The organism is Chryseobacterium sp. GM_Chr_2 (assembly GCF_026540445.1).
Taxonomy (GTDB): domain Bacteria; phylum Bacteroidota; class Bacteroidia; order Flavobacteriales; family Weeksellaceae; genus Chryseobacterium.
Map to the genome: position 1 here is coordinate 13474 of NZ_JALNUD010000017.1, position 23611 is coordinate 37084.

Below are 23611 nucleotides of genomic sequence, written 5' to 3' on the forward strand. Positions count from 1 at the left end.
GAAGCATTCCGAACAATCATTTTGAAAAATAAAGAAATAAATTTTTCGTTTTTCATAATGACCATAAGTTTAGAAAAACAAAAGCGCAATGAAAAAAACATTAGCAGTTCTCACCCTTTCCACACAAGTGATTTTTGCTCAAAATATAGCTCAGAAACTGGAAAAAGCAACCAAAGATTTAATGGAATCTTCTGGAGCAATTGCTTCCAATCTTTCATTTTATGTTGCTGATGAAAACGGAAATTTCATTTACGATTATCAGGGAAATAAAGGACTTTCTACGGCTTCCACACAAAAAATATTTACTGCTGGCGCTGCTTTGGAAACATTGGGTAAAAATTATACCTATAAAACAACTTCAGGATATTCAGGAACGATTTCCGGATCAACGCTTAACGGAAATTTATTTATTTCGTCAAACGGCGATCCAACATTAGGAAGCTGGAGATACGACAATTACAAACCTGAAAGCTTTAAAAAGAAATTGATTGAAGCAGTCAAAACTTTGGGAATCGCAAAAATATCAGGTGATTTGATTATTGATGATTCTTATTTCGATGCTCAAACCATTCCCGGAGGATGGCCTTGGGATGATTTAGGAAACTATTATGGAGCGGGCGTTTGGGGCGTTAATTGGCGTGAAAATCAGTTTGATATTAACATCAATGGAACCGATTTTAAAAGTTTTTCCTATCCTTTAGAAGGCGTAAAATGGATGAATGAATTAAAAACGGGCGGATCTTCAGATCAAAGTTTAATCTTCACCGCTCCGCATTCGGATGTTGCTTTGATTAATGGAACTTTGCCTTCAGGAAAAACAGTGACAGTATCTGGTGCAACTCCAAATCCGCCTTTGCAATTAGGTGTTGAAGCGATGAAATGGTTGAAAGAATCAGGAATCGATATTTCTGGAAAAGTAATCACCAATTCTCAACTTCAGATTGAAGGCAAACAAATTTTGAATTTTCCTAAAAATCACACCATCTTAACTTATGAATCGCCAACTTTAGATAAAATCGTCTACTGGTTTTTGAGAAAAAGCATTAATCTTTATGGTGAAACTTTGATTAAAACATTAGGCAAAGAAAAGAAAGGGAATTCAAATTTTAAAAGTGGTGTTGCCTTTATTAAAGAATTTTGGAAATCCAAGGGAATTAATGGAAATATGATCAATTTTGCTGATGGAAGCGGACTTTCACCTCAAAATTATGTAGCGGCAAAAGCAGAAGTTCAGGCTTTATTATATGCTAAAAAGCAGTCTTGGTTTGAGGCTTATTATGACGGTTTCCCGACGCAGGACAACGGGATGAAAATGAAAAGCGGAACCATGAGAGATACCAAATCTTTTGCGGGCTATCATACCGCAAAAGACGGAAAAAAGTACGTTTTTTCAATCATTATCAATAATTATCAGGGAAGCGGAAGCAGTGAACTGCAGAAAATTCTGAATGTTTTAAAATAATTTGCTTTGAGAAGAACCATTTTTGCAAGACTGAATAACTGGATCATTTTTGTAGTGATGACGGCGGTTGTTACCACGATTGTCATTGCCTCAACTTCACTTATCAATTACCTTCGAAAAGAGGAAATTAAAAGGATTAATTTGCTTTCGAAAGCTATTAGGATTCAGCAGGAAGTTAAATCTCCCGATACGGATGTCTTAGATTTATTACCTGAAATCCTTAATATTAACAATAACATTCCTTTTATTGTTACTGATAAAAATAAAAAACCAATTCTCGATTTAGGATTTTACAGAAATATTCCGGAAAGTACAATTAATGATCCTGTAAAGTTAGACCAGCTGGTAAAATCTATGGAGAAAAATTATGATCCTATAGAAATTAAGGTTCCTGATGGAAATAATCAGTTTGTTTACTACGACAACTCTCATTTGCTTAATAATTTACGGTATTCACCTTATATTTTAGGACTTTTTATTCTTTTGTATTTTGGTTTTTCATTTTGGTTTTTCAAAACAATCAAAAAAACTGATGAAGGCTATCTTTGGGCAGGTTTAGCAAAAGAAACGGCACACCAAATCGGTACTCCCCTTTCTTCCATGATTGGCTGGATGGAGATTATGAAGCTAGAAACTCCCGATTCTGAAGGGGTTCACGAAATAGAAAAAGATATTGAAAGGCTTCGTACAATCTCTGAAAGATTTTCAAAAATCGGATCAGTTCCGGAACTGAATGACACTAATTTCAACGAAAGTATTCAGGAAAATTATGATTATCTAAAAACAAGAATTTCACGAAAAATAAATTTCGGATTACACCTTCCACCCGCGGGAATTTCGGTTCCTCATAATAAAATTCTGATGAGCTGGGTGATTGAAAATTTAGTTAAAAATGCCGTGGATGCGATGAAAGGCGAAGGCTCTATCGCGATGTCAGTTTTTGAGAAAAATAAAAATATCGTCGTAGAAATTCAGGATACAGGAAGCGGAATGACGAAGCAGCAAGCTAGAAACGCTTTTAAGCCTGGTTATTCAACAAAAAAAAGAGGTTGGGGACTTGGCTTGTCTTTAGCAAAAAGAGTGGTTCAGGAATATCATGCCGGTGATATTAAAATTGCTCAAACTGAAGTTGGGAAAGGAACGACTTTTAGAATTACGATTAAAAAAGCCTGATTCAACTTTATTTTTTAACGAAAATTATTGTTGCGAGCGAACAAGCTCAAATTTTTCAACCATTAAGTTTTAAATTAAGACGTTAAGATTATTAAGAAGATTGCTTCGTCATTTCGTTTCTCGCAATGACAAAAAAAAGCGGAGAAAAACTTCCCCGCTTCATTAAGATTTATATTTAATACTACTTCTTTCCTGTCAGCCACTGATCTTGCAGTTTTTGTTCTGCCGGAGTTGGATTTGGCTTAAATTGCAATGTTTCTAAAGTCATTTTATCAAGAATTGCTTTTCCTGTAAGATTCACTTTTTCCAGTTTATCACCGTTCTTTCTTAAAACGGTTACGGTAACATTTTGCCCTTCTTTAATGGTTCTCGTGTAACCGATAAATTCCTGAATATTTTGAATATTGATGGATTTTCCGTCCAAAGCAAGCACCTCATCGGTAATTTTAAAGCCTACACTTTTTGCAAATGGTGATAACGGAGAGTTTTCATCAAATACAAACGTTTTATTCTTTTCGTTGTAACCCGTTTGCTGAGGATCTTTTACAAACCAGAAAATTGGTGGAGTTTCTTGTTTTTTCACTTCTACTCCTACCATATTCAGATATTGTTCGTAAGGCGTTGGTTGGTTTCCGGCGATATATTTATTGTAAAAATCTTTTACCTGAGGATATCCCGTAATTGTTACCAGTTCATCAATCAGTTTATCATCTTTAAATGGCTTATTCTCTCCAAATCTTTGAGATAATTTACGGATCATATCACGATAGCCCATTTCACCGTTTGATAGTTTTCTCAACTCAATATCAAGACACATCGCCAGCAGAGTTCCTTTTTCATAAACATTTCTGTATTGATCTTTATAAGGTTCTTTCAGCACGTTTTTACTCATTACCGTAAATGGCATGGTGTCATCATAATTTTTAGAATTCGTGATTTTTTCAGTTATTCTCTGTAGAAATTCATCTTTATTAATCAAACCTTCCTGAATCTGGAATAAATTGGCAAAATATTCCGTTCCACCTTCATACATCCACAAATGCTGAGACATTTTAGGATCTGCATAATCGAAATAATGAATTTCTTCGGAATGCGTTTTCAAAGGATTCACCGTATGGAAAAATTCGTGAGAAATAACGTCAGTAAGTGTTTTTTCAATATCACTTTTCGGCATCATTTCGGGAAGCACAACACTTGTAGATTCATGATGTTCTAATGCTCCAAAACCTTTGATCTGTGGCCCATCACCACCAGAAAGATACAGCATCACCGCATATTTTTTATTGGTATTCATATCTCCCAAAAATTTCTTTTGAGCGATCACCATTTTCTCTAAATTATCTTTAAAATCTGCCGCTTTATATTTTCCTGTCGGAGAATATACGCCCAGTACCAAGTCCATTCCGCCTGCGTTGAAGGTAACGTAATCGGGTTTTGTGTACATTAACGGAGAGTCGGTAACTTTAGCATAATTTGCCAATGTAAAAGTATCCGTAGCTTCAGATTTATCCTGATCTACCAATGCGGTAGTTCCGTAAAAATCGGCTGGTTTCTGAATTACCAATTGATAAGGAACATCCTGCATATTATCGATGTAGCCTACAAAACCGTGTGTATTGATCAGGTAAACTTTTCCTTCCTCAATATCTGTTCCTGAAGGTGAAAATACGGCTTTATGTTTTGAAGTATCCATCTCGTCATCAAAACTATCATTAACCAAATAGGTAACTTTGGTTAAATTCTGAGCGTTTTTTAATGAATAGGTATTATCATTTACTTTTGTGAAAGCCAATTCTTTTCCTTTATTGTCATAAAATTTAATGCCTTCTACAAACCTTCCGTAATCGTCCTCAGAATACGTTCCCGGAACAGTTTTCGGAAAATGAAATTTCACATCTCCAGACTTCATTTTGGGAAATTCCATCGTAACGGCTACTTTATCGTCCTTTACATTCACAAGATCGATGGTGGTTTTTATTGATTGGGCATTAACCAAAAAAGTGGTTAAAACACCTAAACTTAGTGCTAATTTCTTCATTGAGTTTATATTTTATAATTTAAGTAGTTGTTCTAAAAATCATTTTGTTACGACGATACGTATTAAAGTTTTCTTAAAAAAAAAATAAAAAAGCAAAATCGCAGTCACGATTTTGCCTTTTCATCTTACATCTTTTGATAATTGATATAATAAGCGAGATCTAATTTCACCGGAGCCGATGTTTTCAGCTTTACAGTCTGCCACTCTTCTGTTGGATTAATGGTTTGATCACCATTGATTCTGATAGGTAATTTAAAGTTTTTCACCACGTTTGTATATCTGAATTTCAATGAATCTCCGTTTTGACTGTATTCTAATGCCGGAACTTGTACAGTTCTCAAATATTGGTTAAAAACCGTTGAAAAATCAATTCCCGATTTTTTTGAAATATAATTTTCAATTTGTTCTGTTGTTACCGTCTGATGATAAAAATCTTTATTGATTCCTCTTAAAATCTGTCTAAATTTTTCGTCATTATTAATCACCTGACGAATGGTATGAAGCATGCTCGCTCCCTTCGGATACATATCGCCGCTACCTTCATTTCTAACCCCGTATTTCCCAATAATTGGAATATCGTTTTGAATAATATTTCTGATTCCCAAGGCATACGTGTCGGCAGATTTTTTATCCATATATTTTTCGGTAAATAAGACCTCAGAATAATTGGTAAAACTTTCATGAATCCACATATCTGCCTGATCTTTTGCAGTAATGTTATTCGCAAACCACTCATGACCACTTTCGTGAATAATAATAAAATCCCAGTTCAATCCGACTCCGGTTCCTGACAGATCTCTTCCTCGATAGCCGTTTTGATAACCGTTTCCGTAAGCAACATTACTTTGATGTTCCATTCCTAAGTACGGAGAATCGACCAATTTATAAGAATCTTCATAAAAAGGATAAGGCCCGAACCAATATTCAAAAGCAGAAAGCATAGGTTTTACCTGCTGGAATTGTTTTTTAGCTTTATCCAAATTATAATCAATTACCCAGTAGTCAAGATCAAGTTTTCCCTTTTCTCCGTTAAAAGTATCTTTAAAATTCACATATTTTCCAATATTCGGAATAATAGAATAAGCATTGATAGGATTTTTGACTTCCCAAGTATAGGTTATTTTGTTTCCGCTTGTTTTTTTATCGATCAGTTTTCCGTTTCCTACACCTACCAAATCATTGGGTGTAATAATTTTCATGATGATTCCGTTATCGGGCTCATCGCTCCAAATATCTTTAGTCGGAAGCCAGATCGAAGCGCCAATTCCTTCATCAGCAACACTCATCCACGGATTTCCTTTTTCATCTTGGGTAAACACCCAACCGCCATCCCACGGCGCATTTTTAGCAATTGTAGGATTTCCCGAATAGGTAACATCAATGGTATATTTTTCTCCTTTTTTAAAGCTTTTGTTAGTTTTAATCCAAATGAAATCGCCCTCTTGTTTATATTCAGCAATAGGAAAACTACCTTCCACTTTATCGGCTTTCATCGGCTGTTGAAGATCAATCTGAAAAGTAGGATTCGTTACATCTTTAATAATATCAAAACTGATTTTATTATTTCCTTTGATACTTTTTGAAACAAAATCCGGTTCTACGGAAAGATCATATTTTTTGACATCCCAAAAGTTCCGGAATTCTGTATTGGAACCTTTTAAGGTGTCTTGTTTTGTGAAAGTTTTATCTTTTTCGAAAAATTGCCCGAAAGCCAATCCGGAAGCGAACAAAAGAGTATACGACAGCTTTTTCATTTTGAAATTAAATTAAATCATTCCAAAATTAGAAAATTTAATGCCAAATAAGGTAGTAAAAATGTATTTTAAATTAATTATACATTCATTTCGTATGTAAGAATAAAAGACTTCTTTATTCAAATATAAAAATGAAAGCCACAAAATTTGTGGCTTTTAATGGTACAATACATTTCTATTTTATTTTGTCGTAGATCAATTTTGTGACAATGGCTCCAAAAAGATAATAGGCAACTGTCATTATTTTTTTCTGGTTATTTTCCGCCACGGGAGTATCATCAAGCCCCATTTTCTGTGGTAAAAATACAGCTCCTAAGCCAGCCGCAACTCCTGAAGCAATATTAAATCCGCTGGTTGCTGTAGTTGCATAATAAATTCCGTTGCTCACAACATCTCCAGCCAATGTTGCAGCATACAACTGATCTTTGTCTGTAATTTTCATATCTACTTTGTCAAGAGCCATATTTAAAGCCTCCTCGCCTACTTTATTAACCTCCGGAACATTATCAAAGTTTTTTCTTAGAGTTTCGTGTAAAACATTTAGGGCAACTGCGCCGCCTAATCCTGCAAGAATTTTCTTATACATATTTTTAAAATTTTGGTGTGGTAAAAGATGTACATAAATTGAGCCAGCGGATAAAAACAGTATAAAATGTGGTATTTATTAAAAGAAATTATAATCTCAAACTAGGTAATAAAATTTATTCGTATCATTGTGCTCACTTCTATTTACCAACTATTTCCATGATTAAATTTTTATTCTTTACGCTTTTTCTTTGTTTTAATTCAATTCATTCTCAAAATTTAAAAAATGAGAACATGAAAATTTTCACTTATCGGTTAACTTATTTTTCAGATTCGACGAACACGGAAAGTAGTAAACAAGAAGATTTTGATTTGCAAATTTTAGGAAATAAATCCTGCTTTGTCAGTACTAATTATAAATTTGGTTATCAAAATATCAGAATGATGGCAGCTAGTGGTCAGGGATTGGCAGTTGCTGCGGGAAACCTTATGAAACTACCGAAAAGTGTTTTCAGATATTCTATTTATAAAGAAAATAATGATATTGCTTTTTATGAAAAAGTATATTCATTTGGACTGAAATATTATGAAAAAGCATCTTTTGATTGGAAACTTTCTAAAGAAAAAAAGAAGATTGATACTTATAATTGTAATAAAGCCACTCTTACTTATGGTGGCAGAGAATGGATAGCTTGGTATACAACCGAGATTCCAATTTCAGAAGGTCCTTATAAATTTAAAGGATTACCGGGAATGATTATACAATTATATGATGTTAAAAATCAATACAACTTTTCTTTAATAGAAGTTCAGACAAATAAATATTATCCTATTTTCTATGATGAATCTTTTAATAATTATAAAGAAATTTCGAGGAAAGAATATTTTGCGACGAGGGACAATCTAAAAAATAATTATGTGAATAATGTAGAAAGTCAAGGAATAACATTTCAAGCAAAAGATAAAGCTGATATTCAACGAAACATTAATAAAAAAGGAAATAATCCAATAGAATTAAAATAGATTCAGGCTCACCTTCGGTGAGCCTGAGCTTTTAAACAATAAAAAAGAGAACCATAATTATGATTCTCTTAATGTAGTAGCGGGAACCGGACTCGAACCGATGACCTTCGGGTTATGAGCCCGACGAGCTACCTACTGCTCCATCCCGCGGTGTATTTTTAGAGTGCTTACCGAAAGCACTTGCTTAGTAGCGGGAACCGGACTCGAACCGATGACCTTTGGGTTATGAGCCCAACGAGCTACCTACTGCTCCATCCCGCGGTGTATTTTTAGAGTGTTTACCGAAAACACTTACTTAGTAGCGGGAACCGGACTCGAACCGATGACCTTCGGGTTATGAGCCCGACGAGCTACCTACTGCTCCATCCCGCGATATTGGATTGCAAAGGTACGAATATTTTTTACAAATCCTAATTTTTCTTTTAAATAAAGGACTTTTATGAAAACTATTTTAATATTCGTATCTTTGTGCTATGGCAAAAATATTGAAAATTTATCCTGACAACCCACAGGAAAACCTTATTAATGAGGTTATTAAAACTTTAAACAATGGCGGATTAATTATTTATCCGTCTGATACAGTTTATGCGTTAGGTTGTAATATTTTTGACATAAAAGCCATGGAAAAGTTGGCTCAGATGAAAAAAATTAAGCTCGAGAAGGCGCAATTCTCTATTATTTGTAATGATTTGAGTCACCTTTCAGACTTTACAAGACCTGTTGACACTTCTGTTTTCAGATTTTTAAAGAGTCATCTCCCGGGGCCTTTCACCTTTATTATGGAAGCCAACAAAAGTTTGCCTTTAGCTTATAAAGGTCACAAAACAATTGGTATTCGTGTTCCGGATCACTCGATTCCGCAGCTTATTGTTGAAAAATTAGGGCATCCTATTGCATCCACTTCCATTAAAGATGATGATGAAGTTTTGGAATATTCTACCGACCCCGAACTGATTGCTGAAAAATATGACCACTTGGTGGATATCGTGATCGATTCAGGATATGGAGATAATATGGCTTCCACAATCGTAGACCTTACTTCTGGGGAACCTGAAATTATCCGACAAGGAAAAGGGATTATTTAGTTGATAGTTGATAGTTGATAGTTGATAGTTGATAGTTGATAGTTGATAGTTGATAGTTCAAAATTAAACAATCAAAAATTCAATACCGTCCTATCACAATATTTTTAAATTTTTATTTTTTTCATGAAAATAGTAACATCTCCTGCGAAATTAATGAACGTAGAAAATTCAACAGATCTGTTGAAAACAACAACTCCGAAATTCATTGAGCAAGCAGAATATATTCAAACCTACTTAAAAGAAAAATCACCAAAATATCTTTCCGAATTAATGGAGATTTCGCCGAAATTGGCAGATGAAAACTGGGAAAGAAACCAAAAATGGAAATCTAAACCTACTGCAAAAGAATCAGCTCCGGCAATGTACGCCTTTACCGGAGAGGTTTACAGAGGTTTGGATGCAAAAACGTTAGATCAAAACGCAGTAGATTATCTTCAAAAAAATTACAGAATGCTTTCCGGATTATATGGTTTGCTGAAACCTTCTGATAAAGTGATGCTTTACCGCCTTGAAATGGGAAGACCCTTCCAATTTGATGAATACAAAAATCTGTATGAATTCTGGAGAGAAAGAATTACTGAACAGCTTAATTCCGAGATGAAGAAAAATGAAATTCTTTTAAATCTTGGAAGTAATGAATATTTTAAAGTGATCGACCGTAAGAAACTCAACCACACCGTTATCGATTTTGATTTTTATGAATTAAGAGAAGGAAAGCTGAAAACTATTGTTGTCTACACAAAGCACGCGAGAGGTTTGGTTGTGAGATTTTGTGCAGAAAATAATGCTCAGACATTAGACGACGTAAAAGCTTTCAATTATGAAGGATACAGAATTGACGAGGAAAAATCGACAGATATAAAATTGGTTTTTACAAGATAAATGACGATTTCAGAACTTAAAAAATATTTTTCAGAAAATCTGAAAGAAATCTACACCGAATCTGAGAGTGTATTTATCTTTCAGGTTTTTGTGGAAAATATTTTGGCTATCAATAGTATTCAGCAGAGACAGTTGGCTGATCAGGAAATTAACTCAGAAAATGAAGAAAAATTCCTTCAAATTATTTCAGAATTACAAACAGGAAAACCCTATTTACAGATTTTAGGCGAAACTGAATTCTACGGAATGAAGTTTTTTGTGGATGAAAACGTTTTGATCCCCCGCCCTGAAACAGAGGAATTGTTGGAATTAGCAATACAAAAAATAAAAACTTCGGAAAATTATCAAACGCTAAGACTCTCAAACGCTCCCATTAAAATCCTCGACATTGGAACCGGCAGCGGTGTCATTCCTTTAGTTTTAAAAAAATATTTTCCTCAGGCTGAAGTTACTTCTATTGATTTTTCAGAAAAAGCATTAGAAACTGCAAAAAAAAATGCAGCATTTCATCAACTTGAAGTTAATTTCATCCATGCAGATTATCTGAATGATGACCTGAATGAAAATTTTGATGTCATCATTTCCAATCCACCATATATTGGCATTGATGAAGAAGAGGAAATCGCAGATTCAGTAAAGGAATTTGAGCCGAAGATGGCACTCTTCTCTCCGACTTCCGATACCTTAATTTTTTATAGGAAAATTGCAAATGATGCTGAAAAATTTCTAAATAAAAATGGATTATTATTTCTGGAAATAAACCAAAAATTAGGCTCGGAAACCGCTGATCTTTATACCGAAAAGCTCGCAGAAGTTCAGTTAATTAAAGACTTATCTGGAAATGATCGATTTATTTTTGGTCTGAAATAAATCGATCATTCGTTTGCTTTTAATCTAAATGAAAAACTTCCTGCAGAAGAACCGTTTTTGGTGAATGATCGGCGTTGGTTTCCATAAGATCTGCCATATAACTCCACCATTTTTTCACAATTTCAGTATTACCTAAATCCTGCGAACCAGAACCCTCCGAAATGGTTTGATGGGCAAATAAAATATTCGTGTCTTTATCCCAATATATTGTATAATCGGCAACGCCAGAATCTTTTAACAACGCTTTTAATTCCGGCCAAATCTCGCTGTGTCTTTTTTCATATTCTTCTTCAAAGCCAGGTTTTAAAAACATTTTAAATGATACTCTTTTTTTCATATTTAATTATTTTCAGCAATCAATGTTAAGAATTATTTTGAAAAATTATAATTCTCGACTAAAGTACTATTTACTTTTTATAAAATTAATAAAAATCTAAAACGTTATTTTGTTATTTCTTATCTCAAAAATCATTTTAGCAATATAATTCAGCAGAGATATTTTAAGAAAAAACGTAAGGTTATACGATTAAGGAATTTTCAACATAATCTCACAAAGCCTTTTAAATAAATGATTTATAAAGAAATTTAACACTAAATTCACATCAAAATGATTTATGTTAATTATTTATATATATTTGTGTGTAATCGATTACATTTTATCAAATTAATTTCAAAACTAAACTAATTTTATCTAATCATGAAAAGTACACTATCTTTTTTCGGGCTTATATTCGGTAGTATTCTACTGAAAGCACAGGTGACGATTACCCAAGCAACTGGCTGGCTGGAAACAGCTTATGTAAAATGGAATCCTGTAAATGGAGCCGACAGTTATAAAGTATATTATTCAGGAAATGGCGTAACGGACAAAATTATTGATAATCAACTCATACGAAGTTACGGTTCCTATTTCAGAGCGGATATTCTGGGATTGAGCCCTGGCAATTACACCATAAAAGTTGTTCCGGTAACGAATAATATTGAAGGAGCGGCAACTGTTTCCAACCCTGTAACTGTACTTCCACAAGACAGAACGGGTTTTGCCCACAGCAATGGAAGAATTCCGGGGGCTTATAATCTGGATGGAACGTTAAAAGCCAATGCCGTAGTAATTTATGTGACTCAAAATACAAAAAATACGGTTTCCCTCACTGTAACGGGAGCCAATTCAAACCCTTGTGTTGGTCTTCAAACCATCTTGGATGGATTCAAAAAAGGAAATGATACCCGCCCTTTAGCCGTAAGATTTATAGGAAATATCACAGACCCTAATTACTTATTAAATGGAGATATTGTGGTAGAAAATAAAAATATTGCTGCAAGTTCAATCACCTTGGAAGGTGTCGGATCTGATGCTGTGGCCAACGGATGGGGAATCAGGCTTAAAAATGCGACTAATATTGAGGTGAGAAATCTTGGCTTTATGCTTACTGATGCGGCAGAAGGCGACAACCTGAGTTTACAGCAAAACAACAGTTATGTTTGGGCTCACAATTGTGATCTTTTTTACGGAAAACCGGGCGGTGATGCCGATCAGGCAAAAGGAGACGGCGCGCTGGATGCTAAAAAATCTACTTATGTTACTTTTGCGTATAATCATTTTTGGGATAACGGAAAAAGCTGTCTTTTAGGTTTAAGCGAAGGCACAACTTCAGGATTGTATATTACCTATCACCATAATTGGTTTGATCATTCTGATTCCAGGCATCCAAGAGTGAGATATTATTCGGCGCATGTTTACAATAATTACTATGACGGAAATTCAAAATATGGTGTGGGTTCTACGATGGGTTCGTCTGTTTTTGTAGAAGGAAATTATTTCAGAAATTGTAAATATCCGATGCTAACCTCAAAACAGGGAACGGATGTAGCGAACGGCTCAACAGGAACTTTTTCCGGTGAAAACGGTGGTGTGGTAAAGGCTTTCAATAATTACATGATTGGTCAGAATGCTTTTATTCCTTACAATGCAAGCTCAGCTGCAAGTCATTTTGATGCGTATGTGGCTTCCGCCAGAAATGAAGTATTAGGAGCTTCCGTTAAGGCACTTCAAGGCAACGGAAATTATAATAATTTTGACACAGATGCTTCACTTTATGTTAATTCTTTAGTTCCGGATTCTCCGACCATCGCAAGAGATAAAACGATGCAATATTCGGGAAGAGTTTCGGGTGGAGATATTAGCTGGGCTTTCAATAATGCAAATGATGACACTTCCGATGCGGTGAATGCAGGATTGATGGCCGTTTTACAAGGATATACTTCTTCTCTTGTATCGGTTCAGGGTGAGACATCGGCTCCGGTAAGTTCTCAGACATTAACGATTGCTTCCAACAACGAGCAAAACGTAAGCTCAGGAAGTGCTATTTCTCCAATGATCTTCACTTGGGGCGGAACAGCGACTGATGCTAATGTGACAGGACTTCCGGCTTCGGGCATAAGTTTTACAAAAAATTCGGCTAATAAAACCATTACTGTTTCAGGAATTCCGACGGCCGATGTTGATTTTACGATTACAACAGTGGGAAGTTCAGGAAATCCGGTTTCGGGAACAGGAAGTATTACCGTAACGTCTACAGGGACGAATCCTCAAGGAAATGAAATTCATAACTTTACGGCTTCCAATCTTAGCAGCTCTTTCTATAGCTTTACGTCTGCCAATATGAATTCAACGGACGGTTCTGCTAGCTATGATGGATTGGCTTTAACCAAAAGATTAAAAATAGAATCGTCGACAGCCATTAATTTTACAACGACAGCTTCTTCAGCTTTGACTTTGGTTTTTGACCCAACATTCAGTGGAACCATTAAAGTAGATAATGTATCCTACACGGCTTCATCGGGTATTGTGAATATTCCTAATCTGAATGCAGGAAACCATTCGATTACTAAAGGAAGTGTTGCCAATTTGTTTTATATTAAAACTCAATATGCATCATCAATCGTGTTGGCGACAAAAGAAACTTCTATGGAAAAGGTTAAAATTCATCCAAATCCTGTGGAAACTTTCTTTACAATTTCAACTTCAGGAAAAGAAGATATTGAGCAAATCAGTATCACCAATTCAATGGGAGAAATGGTGAAAAACATCAGAGGAAATACAAAAATTATCAGCATGGAAGGTATGATGAGCGGAATTTATTTCCTTCAGATTAAAACTAACAAAGGAATTATTCAGCAAAAAATTATTAAAAAATAATCTTCATATCTAAATTTACACTTATTAACCGTCTCAGATTTTGGGACGGTTTTTATTTATATTTGAATACAAAAAAACCAATGCTTTAATCATTGGTTTGTATATTTTTAAAGAATTTTTTATTATCTAATCTTTTTCTTAACGAAAATCTGGTAGCCTAAATAAATTAAAGGTAACGCCATAATTCCTATATAAATTGAATTTTCTATTGCTGCTGCAGGTTGATTAGCAACCGCATAAACTAAACCGAAAAATGCACCTCCCAAATGAGCTGCATGCCCAATGTTGTCATGTTGATTAGGGTTTAGCATCATATAAACCGAGTAGCTAAAGTACAACAGACCAAATACAAATCCAGGTATACCAATAGGAATAAAAAACATATAAATTTCCAAATGAGGTATCATTGCAATTGAAGCAAATAAAATCCCTGAAACTCCTCCACTTGCGCCAATTGCAGAGTACCAAGACTGTCTTTGATAAAGAAATAATGAAAATATATTTCCTAATAAAATAGATCCAAAATAAACAATCAAAAATCCTAAATTCCCAAATCCCTGAATAACAACCGGTCCAAAGAAATAAAGAGTAAGCATATTAAATACCAAATGCATAATATCCGCATGAAGAAATCCTGCAGAAAGCAAACGAATGTATTCCTTTCTGTTCATGATTGCTCCAACGTTGAACTTATATTTTTCAAAATTGCTACTGCCATTGGGAGCTATAAAACTTATAACAGCAGTAATCGCTATAATTAATATTAAAACATTCATAATATTATTTAATTTTCAGTACTTTCTTCATTGTTAAACAAATCTCCTATCGTCCCTCCATCTTCCTCACCTTCAAAACGTTCCGGCTCTTCATATACTTCTGGTTCTTCTTCTTCAGGTTCAGGAATTGTAATATTAATAGCTTTCACTTTAAATTTAGTAAACTGATTACCAATGGCTTTAATTCCTTTTACGGTAATAAATTCATCAATATGTACCGTTTCAGAATCGCGATCTTTTCCTTTATCTTTAGCGAAAATAATTTCCGCAGAAGCACCATTCGCTACAATTACATTTTCAATAAATGATTTGGAATGTTCGGAAGGCATAAAGGTCTGAACGTTTGGCGTATTTTCGAATAAGAACCTCTTAATGAAGTAAATATCTTTTTCACCATCATAATAAATACAGGTCACCGGCTGATCTGGGCGCCATTTTTCAAGCACTAAATATTCATCGTCAAAACGGTTTCCAAGATCAAAAGAAACGAGTTTTGCCTCACCGTTCGTATTGATGGTTAAAATTTTATCATCCCCTTTGAAACTGCCTAGCAAAGTTCCTCTTGCATCGGCATTCAGTCTTCTTACGGTATCATCAAACCAGATTCTTCTCGGCGCCAAAGTAGAAACACCTTCTTCTTTCATATCTACTTTTTTCACCGCATATTTTGTCACCAGATTTCCTTTAGAATCACGGCCTTTAATCGCTAATTCAGAGAAATCAATGTCCATTTTATTTTTTCTGATGCGCGGATTAGGTTTTAGCAAAACACTCACCGTTTCTGCCTCACCATTCGGATTGGCTGAAAAATAAAGCGTTTCTGAGCCTTTTTTATCGGAAGCCAAAGGATAATCTGTATTTCTCGTAACCCCCGTCACGGAAAAACGTTTCATATAATAAGGTCCTTCTCTTCCTTCACGATAAATCATATTATAGACCGTTCGCTTATCATTTTTCTTCCAGATGGCAACGTGAAGAATATCTTTTCCGATAAACGTTTTTGCTTCCACTTTTACGACCTTCATACTTCCGTCTTTTCTGAAAGTAATGATATCGTCGATATCCGAACAATCGAATAAATACTGATCTTTTTTCAAAGAAGTTCCAATGAAGCCTTCTTCAAAATTGGCGTAGAATTTCTCATTCGCCACCGCAACTTTTGTCGCATCGATCGTATCAAAAATTCTAAGTTCGGTTTTTCTTTGTCTGTCTTTTCCGTATTTTTTTTGAATATTTAAATAATAATCAATCGCATACTGAATAAGATTCGCCAAATGATGTTTTACCTGCTCGATTTTACCTTCAAGCGCAGCAATATTTTCTTTAAATTTATCTAAATCGAATCTCGAAATTCTTTTAATTCTAATTTCCGTTAATTTTAAAATATCCTCTTCCGTAACCGCTCTTAAAAGATGTTTTGTATGAGGCTTTAATCCTGCATCAATCGTTTTAAGAACTTCTTCCCAACTTTTTACCTCTTCAATATCGTGGTAAATTCTGTTTTCAATAAAAATTCTTTCCAATGAAGAAAAATGCCAGCTTTCCTGTAACTCATGAAGTTCAATTTCAAGCTCTTTTTTAAGCAAAGAAATGGTATGATCTGTATTTCTTCTCAGAATTTCAGAAACATTCAGAAACATTGGTTTGTCGCCCACAATTACGCACGCATTCGGAGAAATCGTAACCTGACAGTCGGTGAACGCATACAATGCATCAATCGTTTTATCCGGCGAAGCATCATTAGGAAGGTGAATTAAAATCTCAACTTTATCTGAAGTATTATCTTCAATTTTTTTGATCTTGATTTTCCCTTTTTCATTGGCTTTCAACACAGAATCAATAAGATCTCCTGTATTTTTAGAAAAAGGAAGTTCTGTGATCATCAGGGTATGCTTATCAACCTGCGTGATTCTCGCTCTTGCTCTTACTTTTCCACCTCTGTGACCATCATTATATTCGGAAACATCAAGAAAACCTGCAGTAAGGAAATCCGGATATAAATCAAACTTTTTGCCCTTTAAATGAGCAACAGAAGCATTAATTAATTCATTAAAATTATGCGGAAGAATTTTGGTGGAAAGTCCAACCCCGATTCCTTCAACTCCCTGGGCCAAAAGCAACGGGAATTTTACCGGAAGATCGATCGGTTCGTTATTTCTGCCGTCATAAGATTTAGACCACTCCGTAGTTTTTGGGTTGAAGACCACTTCCAGCGCAAAAGGCGTCAATCTGGCTTCAATATATCTCGCGGCCGCCGCAGAATCACCCGTATAAATATTTCCCCAGTTTCCCTGAGTATCTATCAACAGTTCTTTCTGCCCGATTCCCACCATGGCATCCGTAATGGAAGCATCACCATGAGGGTGATATTTCATGGTATTTCCTACGATATTGGCAACTTTGTTATAACGTCCATCTTCCAGCTCCCGCATGGAATGCATGATTCTACGCTGGACAGGCTTGAAACCATCAAATACCGACGGTATCGCCCTGTCTAAAATTACATAAGAGGCATAATCCAGAAACCAGTCTTTATATAAACCGGACACCTTTTTCAAACTCTCACCTTCATGCGAGTATTCTTCTGTCATCATCTATTTTTTAACCCTTTTTCTCGTTATTTGCTTTTATAACCTTACTTAATGAGAATTTCAGATCGTTCACTTCTTTCTTCGTTAAGTACGAAATTTGATATTTTAATATCGTAGAACCGCTGTTCTTACTAGAAATTGTAATATATAACCTTTTTACAAAAAATATATTGATGATATCATAGCTTATCAACTTATATTTCGGGAACTCATCATGTAAAGGTCTGTCTAAAAAAGGAATTACGTTTCTGTTTTTAAAGTTCAGAGCCTCGCCATCGCTATCGTATTCAAACACCTGTCTTCCGTTCAGATAAAAGAAAACAATAAGAGCGACAGGAATAACGAGCAGCAAATAGCTTTCAACCCCTAAGACATTAAATCTGAATTCTTCCAGCAAAAACCCCGCAATGCCGACTACCAAAATCATCAGGAGTACAGTATTGATAAAGTTATAAACCGGAGCTTTGTTGCGATTACTCAGTCTCATAATTATTAGTTTAGATTTAAAATTTGTTTCATACAGATTTATTTGTGTTTTTTATTATTATTAAATTTCTTCTACTGCTTCTGTAAGCATTTCTTTACTGTTAATATCAGGATCTTCCACCACCAGATTTTCGAGGATGAAAGTTTGTCTGTCGGGTGTATTTTTACCCATGTAGAACTCAAGAAGCTGATCGATAGTTTGATCTTTTCCTACTACCACAGGCTCCAGACGAATATCTTTTCCAATAAAATGTTTAAATTCATCAGGAGAAATCTCACCCAAACCTTTGAATCGTGTAATTTCCGGATTCTTTCCCAACTCGTTCAAAGCCTTAATTCGCTCCAGTTCAGAATAACAATATCTCGTTTCCTTTTTGTTTCTCACCCTGAATAAAGGGGTTTGCAGAATATAAAGGTGACCATTTTTAATTAAATCCGGGAAAAACTGAAGGAAAAATGTAATCATCAACAAACGAATGTGCATTCCATCGACATCGGCATCGGTTGCGATAATTACCTGATTATATCTTAAATCTTCTAAGCTTTCTTCAATATTTAAAGCAGCCTGAAGCAAGTTGAATTCTTCATTTTCATACACTACTTTTTTTGTTAAACCATAACAGTTCAATGGCTTACCCTTCAATGAAAATACCGCCTGGGTTTCAACATCTCTTGATTTTGTGATGGATCCGGATGCAGAATCTCCCTCGGTAATGAAGATCTGGGTTTCCCCTTTTCTCTCATTTTTCTGGTCGTTGTAATGTTGTCTGCAATCACGAAGTTTTTTGTTGTGAAGAGACACTTTTTTCGCTCTTTCTCTCGCCAGTTTCTGAATTCCTGAAAGCTCTTTTCTTTCTCTTTCTGAGATTAAAATTTTACGCTGAATCGCTTCTGCAATTTCAGGGTTTTTATGTAAAAAATTGTCTAATTTACTTTTAAGAAAATCAATAATAAAAGTTCTTACCGTTGGTCCGTTGGGTCCTACATCATTGGAACCTAATTTTGTCTTCGTCTGAGATTCGAAAACAGGTTCTTCAACATTAATGGAAACCGCTGCTACAATCGATTTTCTAACATCGGAAGCGTCAAAACTTTTATTGAAAAATTCACGGATTGTTTTTACATAGGCTTCACGAAAAGCATTCAAATGTGTACCTCCCTGCGTTGTATTTTGTCCGTTTACAAAAGAAAAATACGTTTCTGTTTGAGATTTATCGGTGTGCGTAATCGCTACTTCTATATCACTGTCTTTCAGGTGAATGATAGGATAAAGCGTTTCGCTTTCCAACTCTTCTTCCAACAAATCTTTAAGACCGTTTTCGGAGTAAAAAGTTTCACCGTTGAAAAGAATTTTCAAGCCCGGATTCAGATAAGAATAATTACGAAGCATTCTTTCGATATATTCTTTTCTGAATTTAAAATGAAGGAAAATTTCTCCATCCGGAATAAAAGAAATCTCCGTTCCATTGCGGTCTGAAGTTTCTTTTTCCTCAAAATTTTCAGTGATAAGACCACGCGAAAACTCAGCAACTTTTAACCTTCCATCACGGAAAGAACGCACACGGAAATAATCAGAAAGGGCATTTACCGCCTTCGTACCGACCCCATTCAAACCTACCGATTTTTTGAAGGCTTTACTGTCGTATTTACCTCCGGTATTCATTTTAGAAACAGCGTCAACCACCTTCCCTAAAGGAATTCCACGACCAAAGTCACGAATGGTAACCTTACCATCGTCCAATTTTATTTCAATTCTTTTCCCCGATCTCATTCTGAACTCATCGATCGAGTTGTCCAGAATTTCCTTTAGCAAAATATAGATCCCGTCGTCTGCAGATGAGCCATCACCGAGCTTCCCGATGTACATACCGGGACGTAGACGAATGTGCTCCTGCCAATCGAGGGTTCTGATATTATCTTCTGAATAAGTTGGATTTATTTCTTGTGACATATGTATTTTCAGCAAACATACAAAAATACGAAAATTGTCAAAATTATCAGGTAATTTTCAAGTCAGATTTATGCAAAATTTCATTTTATTTTTCTGATTATTAATTCACCACCAGATCATATATTCTCAAATGTTAATTTTGTTTTTTCTTTAAAACCATCCTGAACAGAAGAATTTATTTAAAATTTAAGGTAAGAAAATCAATATTTTTAGATTTAATTCATAAAAAATAAATTAAATTCGATGAAGTTTTAAAAACTCAGTTACATGATACAACTTCCTTTGTCTAAACTTTCCAAGGTAGGAACCACGATTTTCAGTCAGATGACGCAGCTTGCCAATGAAAATGAAGCCATCAATCTATCGCAGGGATTCCCCGATTTCATGCCGGATTCAGAACTACTGGACCAAGTAGATCATTTCATCAAAAAAGGATTCAATCAATACGCTCCGATGGGCGGAATGATTGGTTTGAAGGAAGAAATTGCCCGAAAAATTGAAAATTCGCATCAAACAATTTATCATCCAGATTCCGAAATTACAGTTACCGCAGGCGGAACTCAGGCAATCTTCACTGCCATTGCCACTTTTGTGAAAAAAGATGATGAAGTGATTATTTTTGAACCCGCTTATGATTGCTACGAACCAACCGTGGAACTTTTCGGAGGAATCGTAAAACGTTTTGAAATGAAAGCTCCTGATTATGAAATAGATTGGAATGTAGTTAAAAGCCTAGTGACTGACAAAACAAAAATGATTATTTTGAATAATCCAAACAACCCTTCAGGAAAAATTTTAAAAGAAAATGATATTCAAGAACTTATCAATATTGTAAAAGGAACTTCAATTCTTATTTTAAGTGATGAAGTGTATGAAAATATTGTTTTTGATGGGAAACAGCATTTAAGCATCTGTAAATATCCTGAATTAAAGGAAAGAAGTCTCTTAGTCGCCTCTTTTGGAAAACTTTTCCATGTCACGGGCTGGAAAGTTGGATATTGCGCTGCGCCAAAAATTTTAACTGATGAGTTCAGAAAAATCCATCAGTTTAATGTTTTTTCAGTGAATACTCCAATTCAATTAGCTTTGGCTGAATACATGAAAAATGACGAACATTACAATCAGTTAAACCAATTTTTTCAGGAAAAAAGAGATTTTTTAAGAAAAGGTTTAGCTCATACTTCGTTTGAATTATTGGATTGTGAAGGAACTTATTTTCAGGCTTTGAAATATGATAAAATTTCAGATAAAAATGATTTTGATTTTGCCAGCGAACTGACAATCAACCACAAAGTTGCCAGCGTACCTTTTTCATCTTTTTATAAAAATAAACTGAATGAAAATGTGATTCGTTTATGTTTTGCGAAAAAACAGGAAACTTTGAAAAGGGCGATTGAGAATTTGGCAAAGTTGTAAATAAATCTCTCGCAGATTTTGCTGATGATGCAGATGATTGAGTATAATTTTTATTAAAAAAAATCTGCGCAATCTGCAAAATCTGTGAGAGAAAAATAAAAAAACTGGCAACCGAGTGATTCTCGAAGTCGCCAGTTTTAATTTTGTATTATTGATTCTTATCCTCAACAACTGATTGAGGCTCTCAAAACCACGCAATTTGTTATAAAAACATTCCTCCGGAAGCTTCGATTCTTTGTCCATTGATCCAACGTGCATCTTCGGTACAAAGGAAAGCTACTACCCCGCCAATATCATCTGGAACACCTGCTCTTCCTAAAGCTGTATTTCCCGCCACCAAAGCATTTACATGTTCATCATCACGCGTTCTTCCGCCGCCGAAATCAGTCTCAATAGCTCCAGGCGCCACCACATTAGACTTGATTCTTCTTGCGCCTAATTCTTTAGCCTGATATTTAGTCAGCATATCGACTGCTGCTTTCATAGAACCATACACAGACGATCCCGGCAAAGCAAATCTTGCTAACCCTGAAGAAACGTTTATGATTCCGCCTTCGTTATTGATAAATGGTAAAAATTTCTGCGTTAAGAAAAACACGCCTTTAAAATGAATATCTACCATATCATCCAACTGCTCTTCTGTAACGTCCTGAATAGGCGCGTACAAAGCAGTTCCTGCATTATTTACAAGATAATCGATATTTCTGCTTCCCGTATTTTCTTCCAGATGATCTCCCACGATTTTCACAAAAGCATCAAAACTCTTCGTATCTCTTGTATCTAATTGATAAGCAATAGCTTTTTGTCCTAAAGCCTGAATTTCTTTCACGGTAGCATCCGCTTCTTCTTTATTGCTTCGGTAGGTAATAATGATATCAAGTCCTTTTTGGGCAGTTTTTATAGCTGAATTTTTGCCTAAACCACGGCTTCCGCCAGTTATTAATGCAATTTTTGTTCTTGCGCTCATATTATTATGTTATTTAATGATACAAAGTTGGTCTATTTTTGAAAGCAAGTGTTTGCTCGAATCAATCTGAAATTTGCAAAATTCAAATCAGGTGCGAAATTCTAGAGGAGCCAGTGATGTTTTCTTCTTAAAGAAATTAGAAAAGTGAGCAATCTCTTCGAAACCTAGCGCATAAGCAATTTCGGAAACGTTCCATTTTGTTTGCTTCAATAGAATTTTAGCTTCCTGAATCACTCTTTCGGCAATAATTTCGGTGGTGGTTTTGCCTGTACTTTCTTTTATTTTTTTGTTTAAATAATTCACATGAACTGCCAATCGATCTGCATAGTCTTTGGCAGATTTCAACTGAATTCTTTGCTCTGAAGTTTCAATAGGAAATTGCCTTTCCAACAATTCTATAAACAACGAAACCACCCGCAAAGAAGCATCATTGGATGTTGACAGCTTAGAAGCAGGCTGAAGTTTTTGTCCGTAATGGATCAATTCAACCACATAATTTCTGATTAAATCATATTTAAAAATATAATCAGAATTTATTTCTTTTTTAATTTTATTGAATAATAACTGAATTTCATCGGCAAGTTCATCATCAATTTCAAAGATCGGAACATTTCCCGGCTGAAAAATAGGCAAATCCTGAAGACCATTGTGAACGCGATCTCTGATAAAAAAATCTTCTGTAAACACACAGAAATTTCCCGACTGCTGTGGATCTTCAGGAACCCAATGGTAAGGAACTTTGGGAGTGGCAAAAAGCAAAGCATTATTCTGAATCTGAATAATTTTATCTGCATACTCTGCTCTGTTCTTCCCTCTTATTAAACTTATTTTATAATATTTTCTTCTATTATAAGGCATTTCGGAAGTCATCCGGATTTTTTCAATGGTTTGGGCAATATCAAAAACATTAAAATGACCAATGTCTTTGTGAAGACCTTTCGGGAAAATACTTTCGACATCCTTTCCCAGCTTTTTCGTCATCTCCTGATAAAAATCTTCGAGTGAAGTATGCGAAGTGTGAGCCATTTTTTCCATAACTGAACATTTGTAAAATTCAAATATACAAACTTCTAAAAATAGAATCCGGAATCAATCATTTATTCTGACCATTGAAAGTTTTTCTACAAATAGTGATTTACTATTGATATTTTCCTTACCTTAGTTTTAAGCTAAATTACTAAAAATCAAATACTATGAAAGATTTACTTTTAACAAAAGGGAAGAAACTCAACAAAAAGCAGTTAAAAATGATTGCAGGCGGATTACTCGACTGTATGCAGCCCATTGTCTGCACAGATCCTCCATGTGAAATTTACGGGCCAGACGACCCGAGATCTTGTTCACAAATTTCAATTGGCTGCGCACAGAAAATTTGCAGACCTCTTTAATCACTAAACTTAAGCTAAATCATTA

At 35.0% G+C, this 23611-nt stretch carries 19 protein-coding genes and 3 tRNA genes; 9 read left to right on the forward strand and 13 right to left on the reverse strand.

The window, feature by feature from the left end; all coding sequences use genetic code 11:
- Positions 1 to 88: 88 nt before the first annotated feature.
- A complete protein-coding gene (gene dacB / locus OXQ85_RS19860; protein ID WP_267406768.1) occupies positions 89 to 1462 on the forward strand; it encodes a D-alanyl-D-alanine carboxypeptidase/D-alanyl-D-alanine-endopeptidase in 1374 nt (457 codons plus the stop codon).
- Positions 1463 to 1519: 57 nt separating this feature from the next.
- A complete protein-coding gene (locus tag OXQ85_RS19865) occupies positions 1520 to 2635 on the forward strand; it encodes a HAMP domain-containing sensor histidine kinase (RefSeq protein WP_267406829.1) in 1116 nt (371 codons plus the stop codon).
- Between the two features lie 181 nt (positions 2636 to 2816).
- On the opposite strand, the gene OXQ85_RS19870 is transcribed toward OXQ85_RS19865, so the two are convergent.
- The 3 genes from OXQ85_RS19870 to OXQ85_RS19880 all read right to left on the reverse strand — a co-directional run bounded on the left by OXQ85_RS19870 (position 2817) and on the right by OXQ85_RS19880 (position 7013).
- Positions 2817 to 4673, reverse strand: coding sequence for a peptidase M61 (locus tag OXQ85_RS19870; RefSeq protein WP_267406769.1), 1857 nt, complete (start codon positions 4671 to 4673; stop codon positions 2817 to 2819).
- Between the two features lie 125 nt (positions 4674 to 4798).
- On the reverse strand, positions 4799 to 6427 hold the full coding sequence (locus OXQ85_RS19875; RefSeq protein ID WP_267406771.1) for a M1 family metallopeptidase: 1629 nt from the start codon (positions 6425 to 6427) through the stop codon (positions 4799 to 4801).
- 175 nt (positions 6428 to 6602) lie between these two features.
- A complete protein-coding gene (locus OXQ85_RS19880) occupies positions 6603 to 7013 on the reverse strand; it encodes a hypothetical protein (RefSeq protein ID WP_267406772.1) in 411 nt (136 codons plus the stop codon).
- Positions 7014 to 7171: 158 nt separating this feature from the next.
- Here OXQ85_RS19880 and OXQ85_RS19885 point away from each other — a divergent pair, with 158 nt between their 5' ends.
- A complete protein-coding gene (locus OXQ85_RS19885) occupies positions 7172 to 7975 on the forward strand; it encodes a GLPGLI family protein (RefSeq protein ID WP_267406830.1) in 804 nt (267 codons plus the stop codon).
- Between the two features lie 77 nt (positions 7976 to 8052).
- Here the strand turns inward: OXQ85_RS19885 and OXQ85_RS19890 are convergent.
- The 3 genes from OXQ85_RS19890 to OXQ85_RS19900 form a co-directional block, all read right to left on the reverse strand.
- A tRNA-Met gene (locus tag OXQ85_RS19890) sits at positions 8053 to 8125 on the reverse strand.
- A gap of 38 nt (positions 8126 to 8163) precedes the next feature.
- Positions 8164 to 8236 (reverse strand) — tRNA-Met (locus OXQ85_RS19895).
- A gap of 38 nt (positions 8237 to 8274) precedes the next feature.
- Positions 8275 to 8347 (reverse strand) — tRNA-Met (locus OXQ85_RS19900).
- A gap of 101 nt (positions 8348 to 8448) precedes the next feature.
- On the opposite strand from OXQ85_RS19900, the gene OXQ85_RS19905 reads away from it, so the two are divergent.
- The 3 genes from OXQ85_RS19905 (at position 8449) to prmC (ending at position 10812) form a co-directional block, all read left to right on the forward strand.
- Complete coding sequence (locus OXQ85_RS19905; RefSeq protein ID WP_267406774.1) at positions 8449 to 9060, forward strand: L-threonylcarbamoyladenylate synthase; 612 nt, start codon at positions 8449 to 8451, stop codon at positions 9058 to 9060.
- Between the two features lie 123 nt (positions 9061 to 9183).
- Entirely contained in the window at positions 9184 to 9942 is a 759-nt protein-coding gene (yaaA, locus tag OXQ85_RS19910) for a peroxide stress protein YaaA (protein WP_267406776.1), read from the forward strand.
- Positions 9943 to 10812: a peptide chain release factor N(5)-glutamine methyltransferase gene (prmC, locus tag OXQ85_RS19915; RefSeq protein WP_267406779.1), complete on the forward strand. Its 870-nt coding sequence runs from the start codon at positions 9943 to 9945 to the stop codon at positions 10810 to 10812. It begins immediately after the preceding gene.
- A 19-nt stretch (positions 10813 to 10831) separates the two neighbouring features.
- On the opposite strand, the gene rhaM is transcribed toward prmC, so the two are convergent.
- The gene (gene rhaM / locus OXQ85_RS19920) at positions 10832 to 11149 is read right to left on the reverse strand and encodes an L-rhamnose mutarotase (protein WP_267406781.1); all 318 of its coding nucleotides are present in this window, start codon (positions 11147 to 11149) and stop codon (positions 10832 to 10834) included.
- Between the two features lie 360 nt (positions 11150 to 11509).
- On the opposite strand from rhaM, the gene OXQ85_RS19925 reads away from it, so the two are divergent.
- On the forward strand, positions 11510 to 14011 hold the full coding sequence (locus OXQ85_RS19925) for a T9SS type A sorting domain-containing protein (protein WP_267406782.1): 2502 nt from the start codon (positions 11510 to 11512) through the stop codon (positions 14009 to 14011).
- Positions 14012 to 14133: 122 nt separating this feature from the next.
- On the opposite strand, the gene OXQ85_RS19930 is transcribed toward OXQ85_RS19925, so the two are convergent.
- Genes OXQ85_RS19930 through OXQ85_RS19945 form a run of 4 tightly spaced genes read right to left on the reverse strand, consistent with a single transcriptional unit; the run spans position 14134 to position 19815 of the window.
- Complete coding sequence (locus OXQ85_RS19930) at positions 14134 to 14787, reverse strand: rhomboid family intramembrane serine protease (RefSeq protein WP_267406784.1); 654 nt, start codon at positions 14785 to 14787, stop codon at positions 14134 to 14136.
- 8 nt (positions 14788 to 14795) lie between these two features.
- Positions 14796 to 17378, reverse strand: a complete 2583-nt coding sequence (locus OXQ85_RS19935; RefSeq protein ID WP_267406785.1) for a DNA gyrase/topoisomerase IV subunit A — start codon at positions 17376 to 17378, stop codon at positions 14796 to 14798.
- A 10-nt stretch (positions 17379 to 17388) separates the two neighbouring features.
- Positions 17389 to 17865: a hypothetical protein gene (locus tag OXQ85_RS19940; RefSeq protein WP_267406787.1), complete on the reverse strand. Its 477-nt coding sequence runs from the start codon at positions 17863 to 17865 to the stop codon at positions 17389 to 17391.
- 60 nt (positions 17866 to 17925) lie between these two features.
- Entirely contained in the window at positions 17926 to 19815 is a 1890-nt protein-coding gene (locus OXQ85_RS19945; protein WP_267406789.1) for a DNA topoisomerase IV subunit B, read from the reverse strand.
- 267 nt (positions 19816 to 20082) lie between these two features.
- Here OXQ85_RS19945 and OXQ85_RS19950 point away from each other — a divergent pair, with 267 nt between their 5' ends.
- The gene (locus OXQ85_RS19950) at positions 20083 to 21231 is read left to right on the forward strand and encodes a methionine aminotransferase (RefSeq protein ID WP_267406791.1); all 1149 of its coding nucleotides are present in this window, start codon (positions 20083 to 20085) and stop codon (positions 21229 to 21231) included.
- 202 nt (positions 21232 to 21433) lie between these two features.
- Here OXQ85_RS19950 and OXQ85_RS19955 read toward each other — a convergent pair whose 3' ends face one another.
- Both OXQ85_RS19955 and OXQ85_RS19960 read right to left on the reverse strand, forming a co-directional pair.
- The gene (locus tag OXQ85_RS19955) at positions 21434 to 22198 is read right to left on the reverse strand and encodes an SDR family oxidoreductase (protein WP_267406794.1); all 765 of its coding nucleotides are present in this window, start codon (positions 22196 to 22198) and stop codon (positions 21434 to 21436) included.
- Positions 22199 to 22285: 87 nt separating this feature from the next.
- Entirely contained in the window at positions 22286 to 23233 is a 948-nt protein-coding gene (locus tag OXQ85_RS19960) for an AraC family transcriptional regulator (protein ID WP_267406795.1), read from the reverse strand.
- Between the two features lie 158 nt (positions 23234 to 23391).
- Between OXQ85_RS19960 and OXQ85_RS19965 the strand changes: the two genes are divergently transcribed.
- Positions 23392 to 23586, forward strand: a complete 195-nt coding sequence (locus OXQ85_RS19965) for a hypothetical protein (RefSeq protein ID WP_267406797.1) — start codon at positions 23392 to 23394, stop codon at positions 23584 to 23586.
- Positions 23587 to 23611: the final 25 nt, after the last annotated feature.

What these genes read in the sequence shown, in the direction of transcription:
- OXQ85_RS19930 (WP_267406784.1), bottom strand. Translation starts at nt 14,787, where the DNA reads ATGAATGTTTTAATATTAATTATAGCGATTACTGCTGTTATAAGTTTT.
- prmC (WP_267406779.1), top strand. Translation starts at nt 9,943, where the DNA reads ATGACGATTTCAGAACTTAAAAAATATTTTTCAGAAAATCTGAAAGAA.
- rhaM (WP_267406781.1), bottom strand. Translation starts at nt 11,149, where the DNA reads ATGAAAAAAAGAGTATCATTTAAAATGTTTTTAAAACCTGGCTTTGAA.
- OXQ85_RS19905 (WP_267406774.1), top strand. Translation starts at nt 8,449, where the DNA reads ATGGCAAAAATATTGAAAATTTATCCTGACAACCCACAGGAAAACCTT.
- yaaA (WP_267406776.1), top strand. Translation starts at nt 9,184, where the DNA reads ATGAAAATAGTAACATCTCCTGCGAAATTAATGAACGTAGAAAATTCA.
- OXQ85_RS19955 (WP_267406794.1), bottom strand. Translation starts at nt 22,198, where the DNA reads ATGAGCGCAAGAACAAAAATTGCATTAATAACTGGCGGAAGCCGTGGT.
- OXQ85_RS19865 (WP_267406829.1), top strand. Translation starts at nt 1,520, where the DNA reads ATGACGGCGGTTGTTACCACGATTGTCATTGCCTCAACTTCACTTATC.
- OXQ85_RS19880 (WP_267406772.1), bottom strand. Translation starts at nt 7,013, where the DNA reads ATGTATAAGAAAATTCTTGCAGGATTAGGCGGCGCAGTTGCCCTAAAT.
- OXQ85_RS19945 (WP_267406789.1), bottom strand. Translation starts at nt 19,815, where the DNA reads ATGTCACAAGAAATAAATCCAACTTATTCAGAAGATAATATCAGAACC.
- OXQ85_RS19960 (WP_267406795.1), bottom strand. Translation starts at nt 23,233, where the DNA reads ATGGAAAAAATGGCTCACACTTCGCATACTTCACTCGAAGATTTTTAT.
- OXQ85_RS19940 (WP_267406787.1), bottom strand. Translation starts at nt 17,865, where the DNA reads ATGAGACTGAGTAATCGCAACAAAGCTCCGGTTTATAACTTTATCAAT.
- OXQ85_RS19875 (WP_267406771.1), bottom strand. Translation starts at nt 6,427, where the DNA reads ATGAAAAAGCTGTCGTATACTCTTTTGTTCGCTTCCGGATTGGCTTTC.
- OXQ85_RS19885 (WP_267406830.1), top strand. Translation starts at nt 7,172, where the DNA reads ATGATTAAATTTTTATTCTTTACGCTTTTTCTTTGTTTTAATTCAATT.
- OXQ85_RS19870 (WP_267406769.1), bottom strand. Translation starts at nt 4,673, where the DNA reads ATGAAGAAATTAGCACTAAGTTTAGGTGTTTTAACCACTTTTTTGGTT.
- OXQ85_RS19965 (WP_267406797.1), top strand. Translation starts at nt 23,392, where the DNA reads ATGAAAGATTTACTTTTAACAAAAGGGAAGAAACTCAACAAAAAGCAG.
- dacB (WP_267406768.1), top strand. Translation starts at nt 89, where the DNA reads ATGAAAAAAACATTAGCAGTTCTCACCCTTTCCACACAAGTGATTTTT.
- OXQ85_RS19935 (WP_267406785.1), bottom strand. Translation starts at nt 17,378, where the DNA reads ATGACAGAAGAATACTCGCATGAAGGTGAGAGTTTGAAAAAGGTGTCC.
- OXQ85_RS19925 (WP_267406782.1), top strand. Translation starts at nt 11,510, where the DNA reads ATGAAAAGTACACTATCTTTTTTCGGGCTTATATTCGGTAGTATTCTA.
- OXQ85_RS19950 (WP_267406791.1), top strand. Translation starts at nt 20,083, where the DNA reads ATGATACAACTTCCTTTGTCTAAACTTTCCAAGGTAGGAACCACGATT.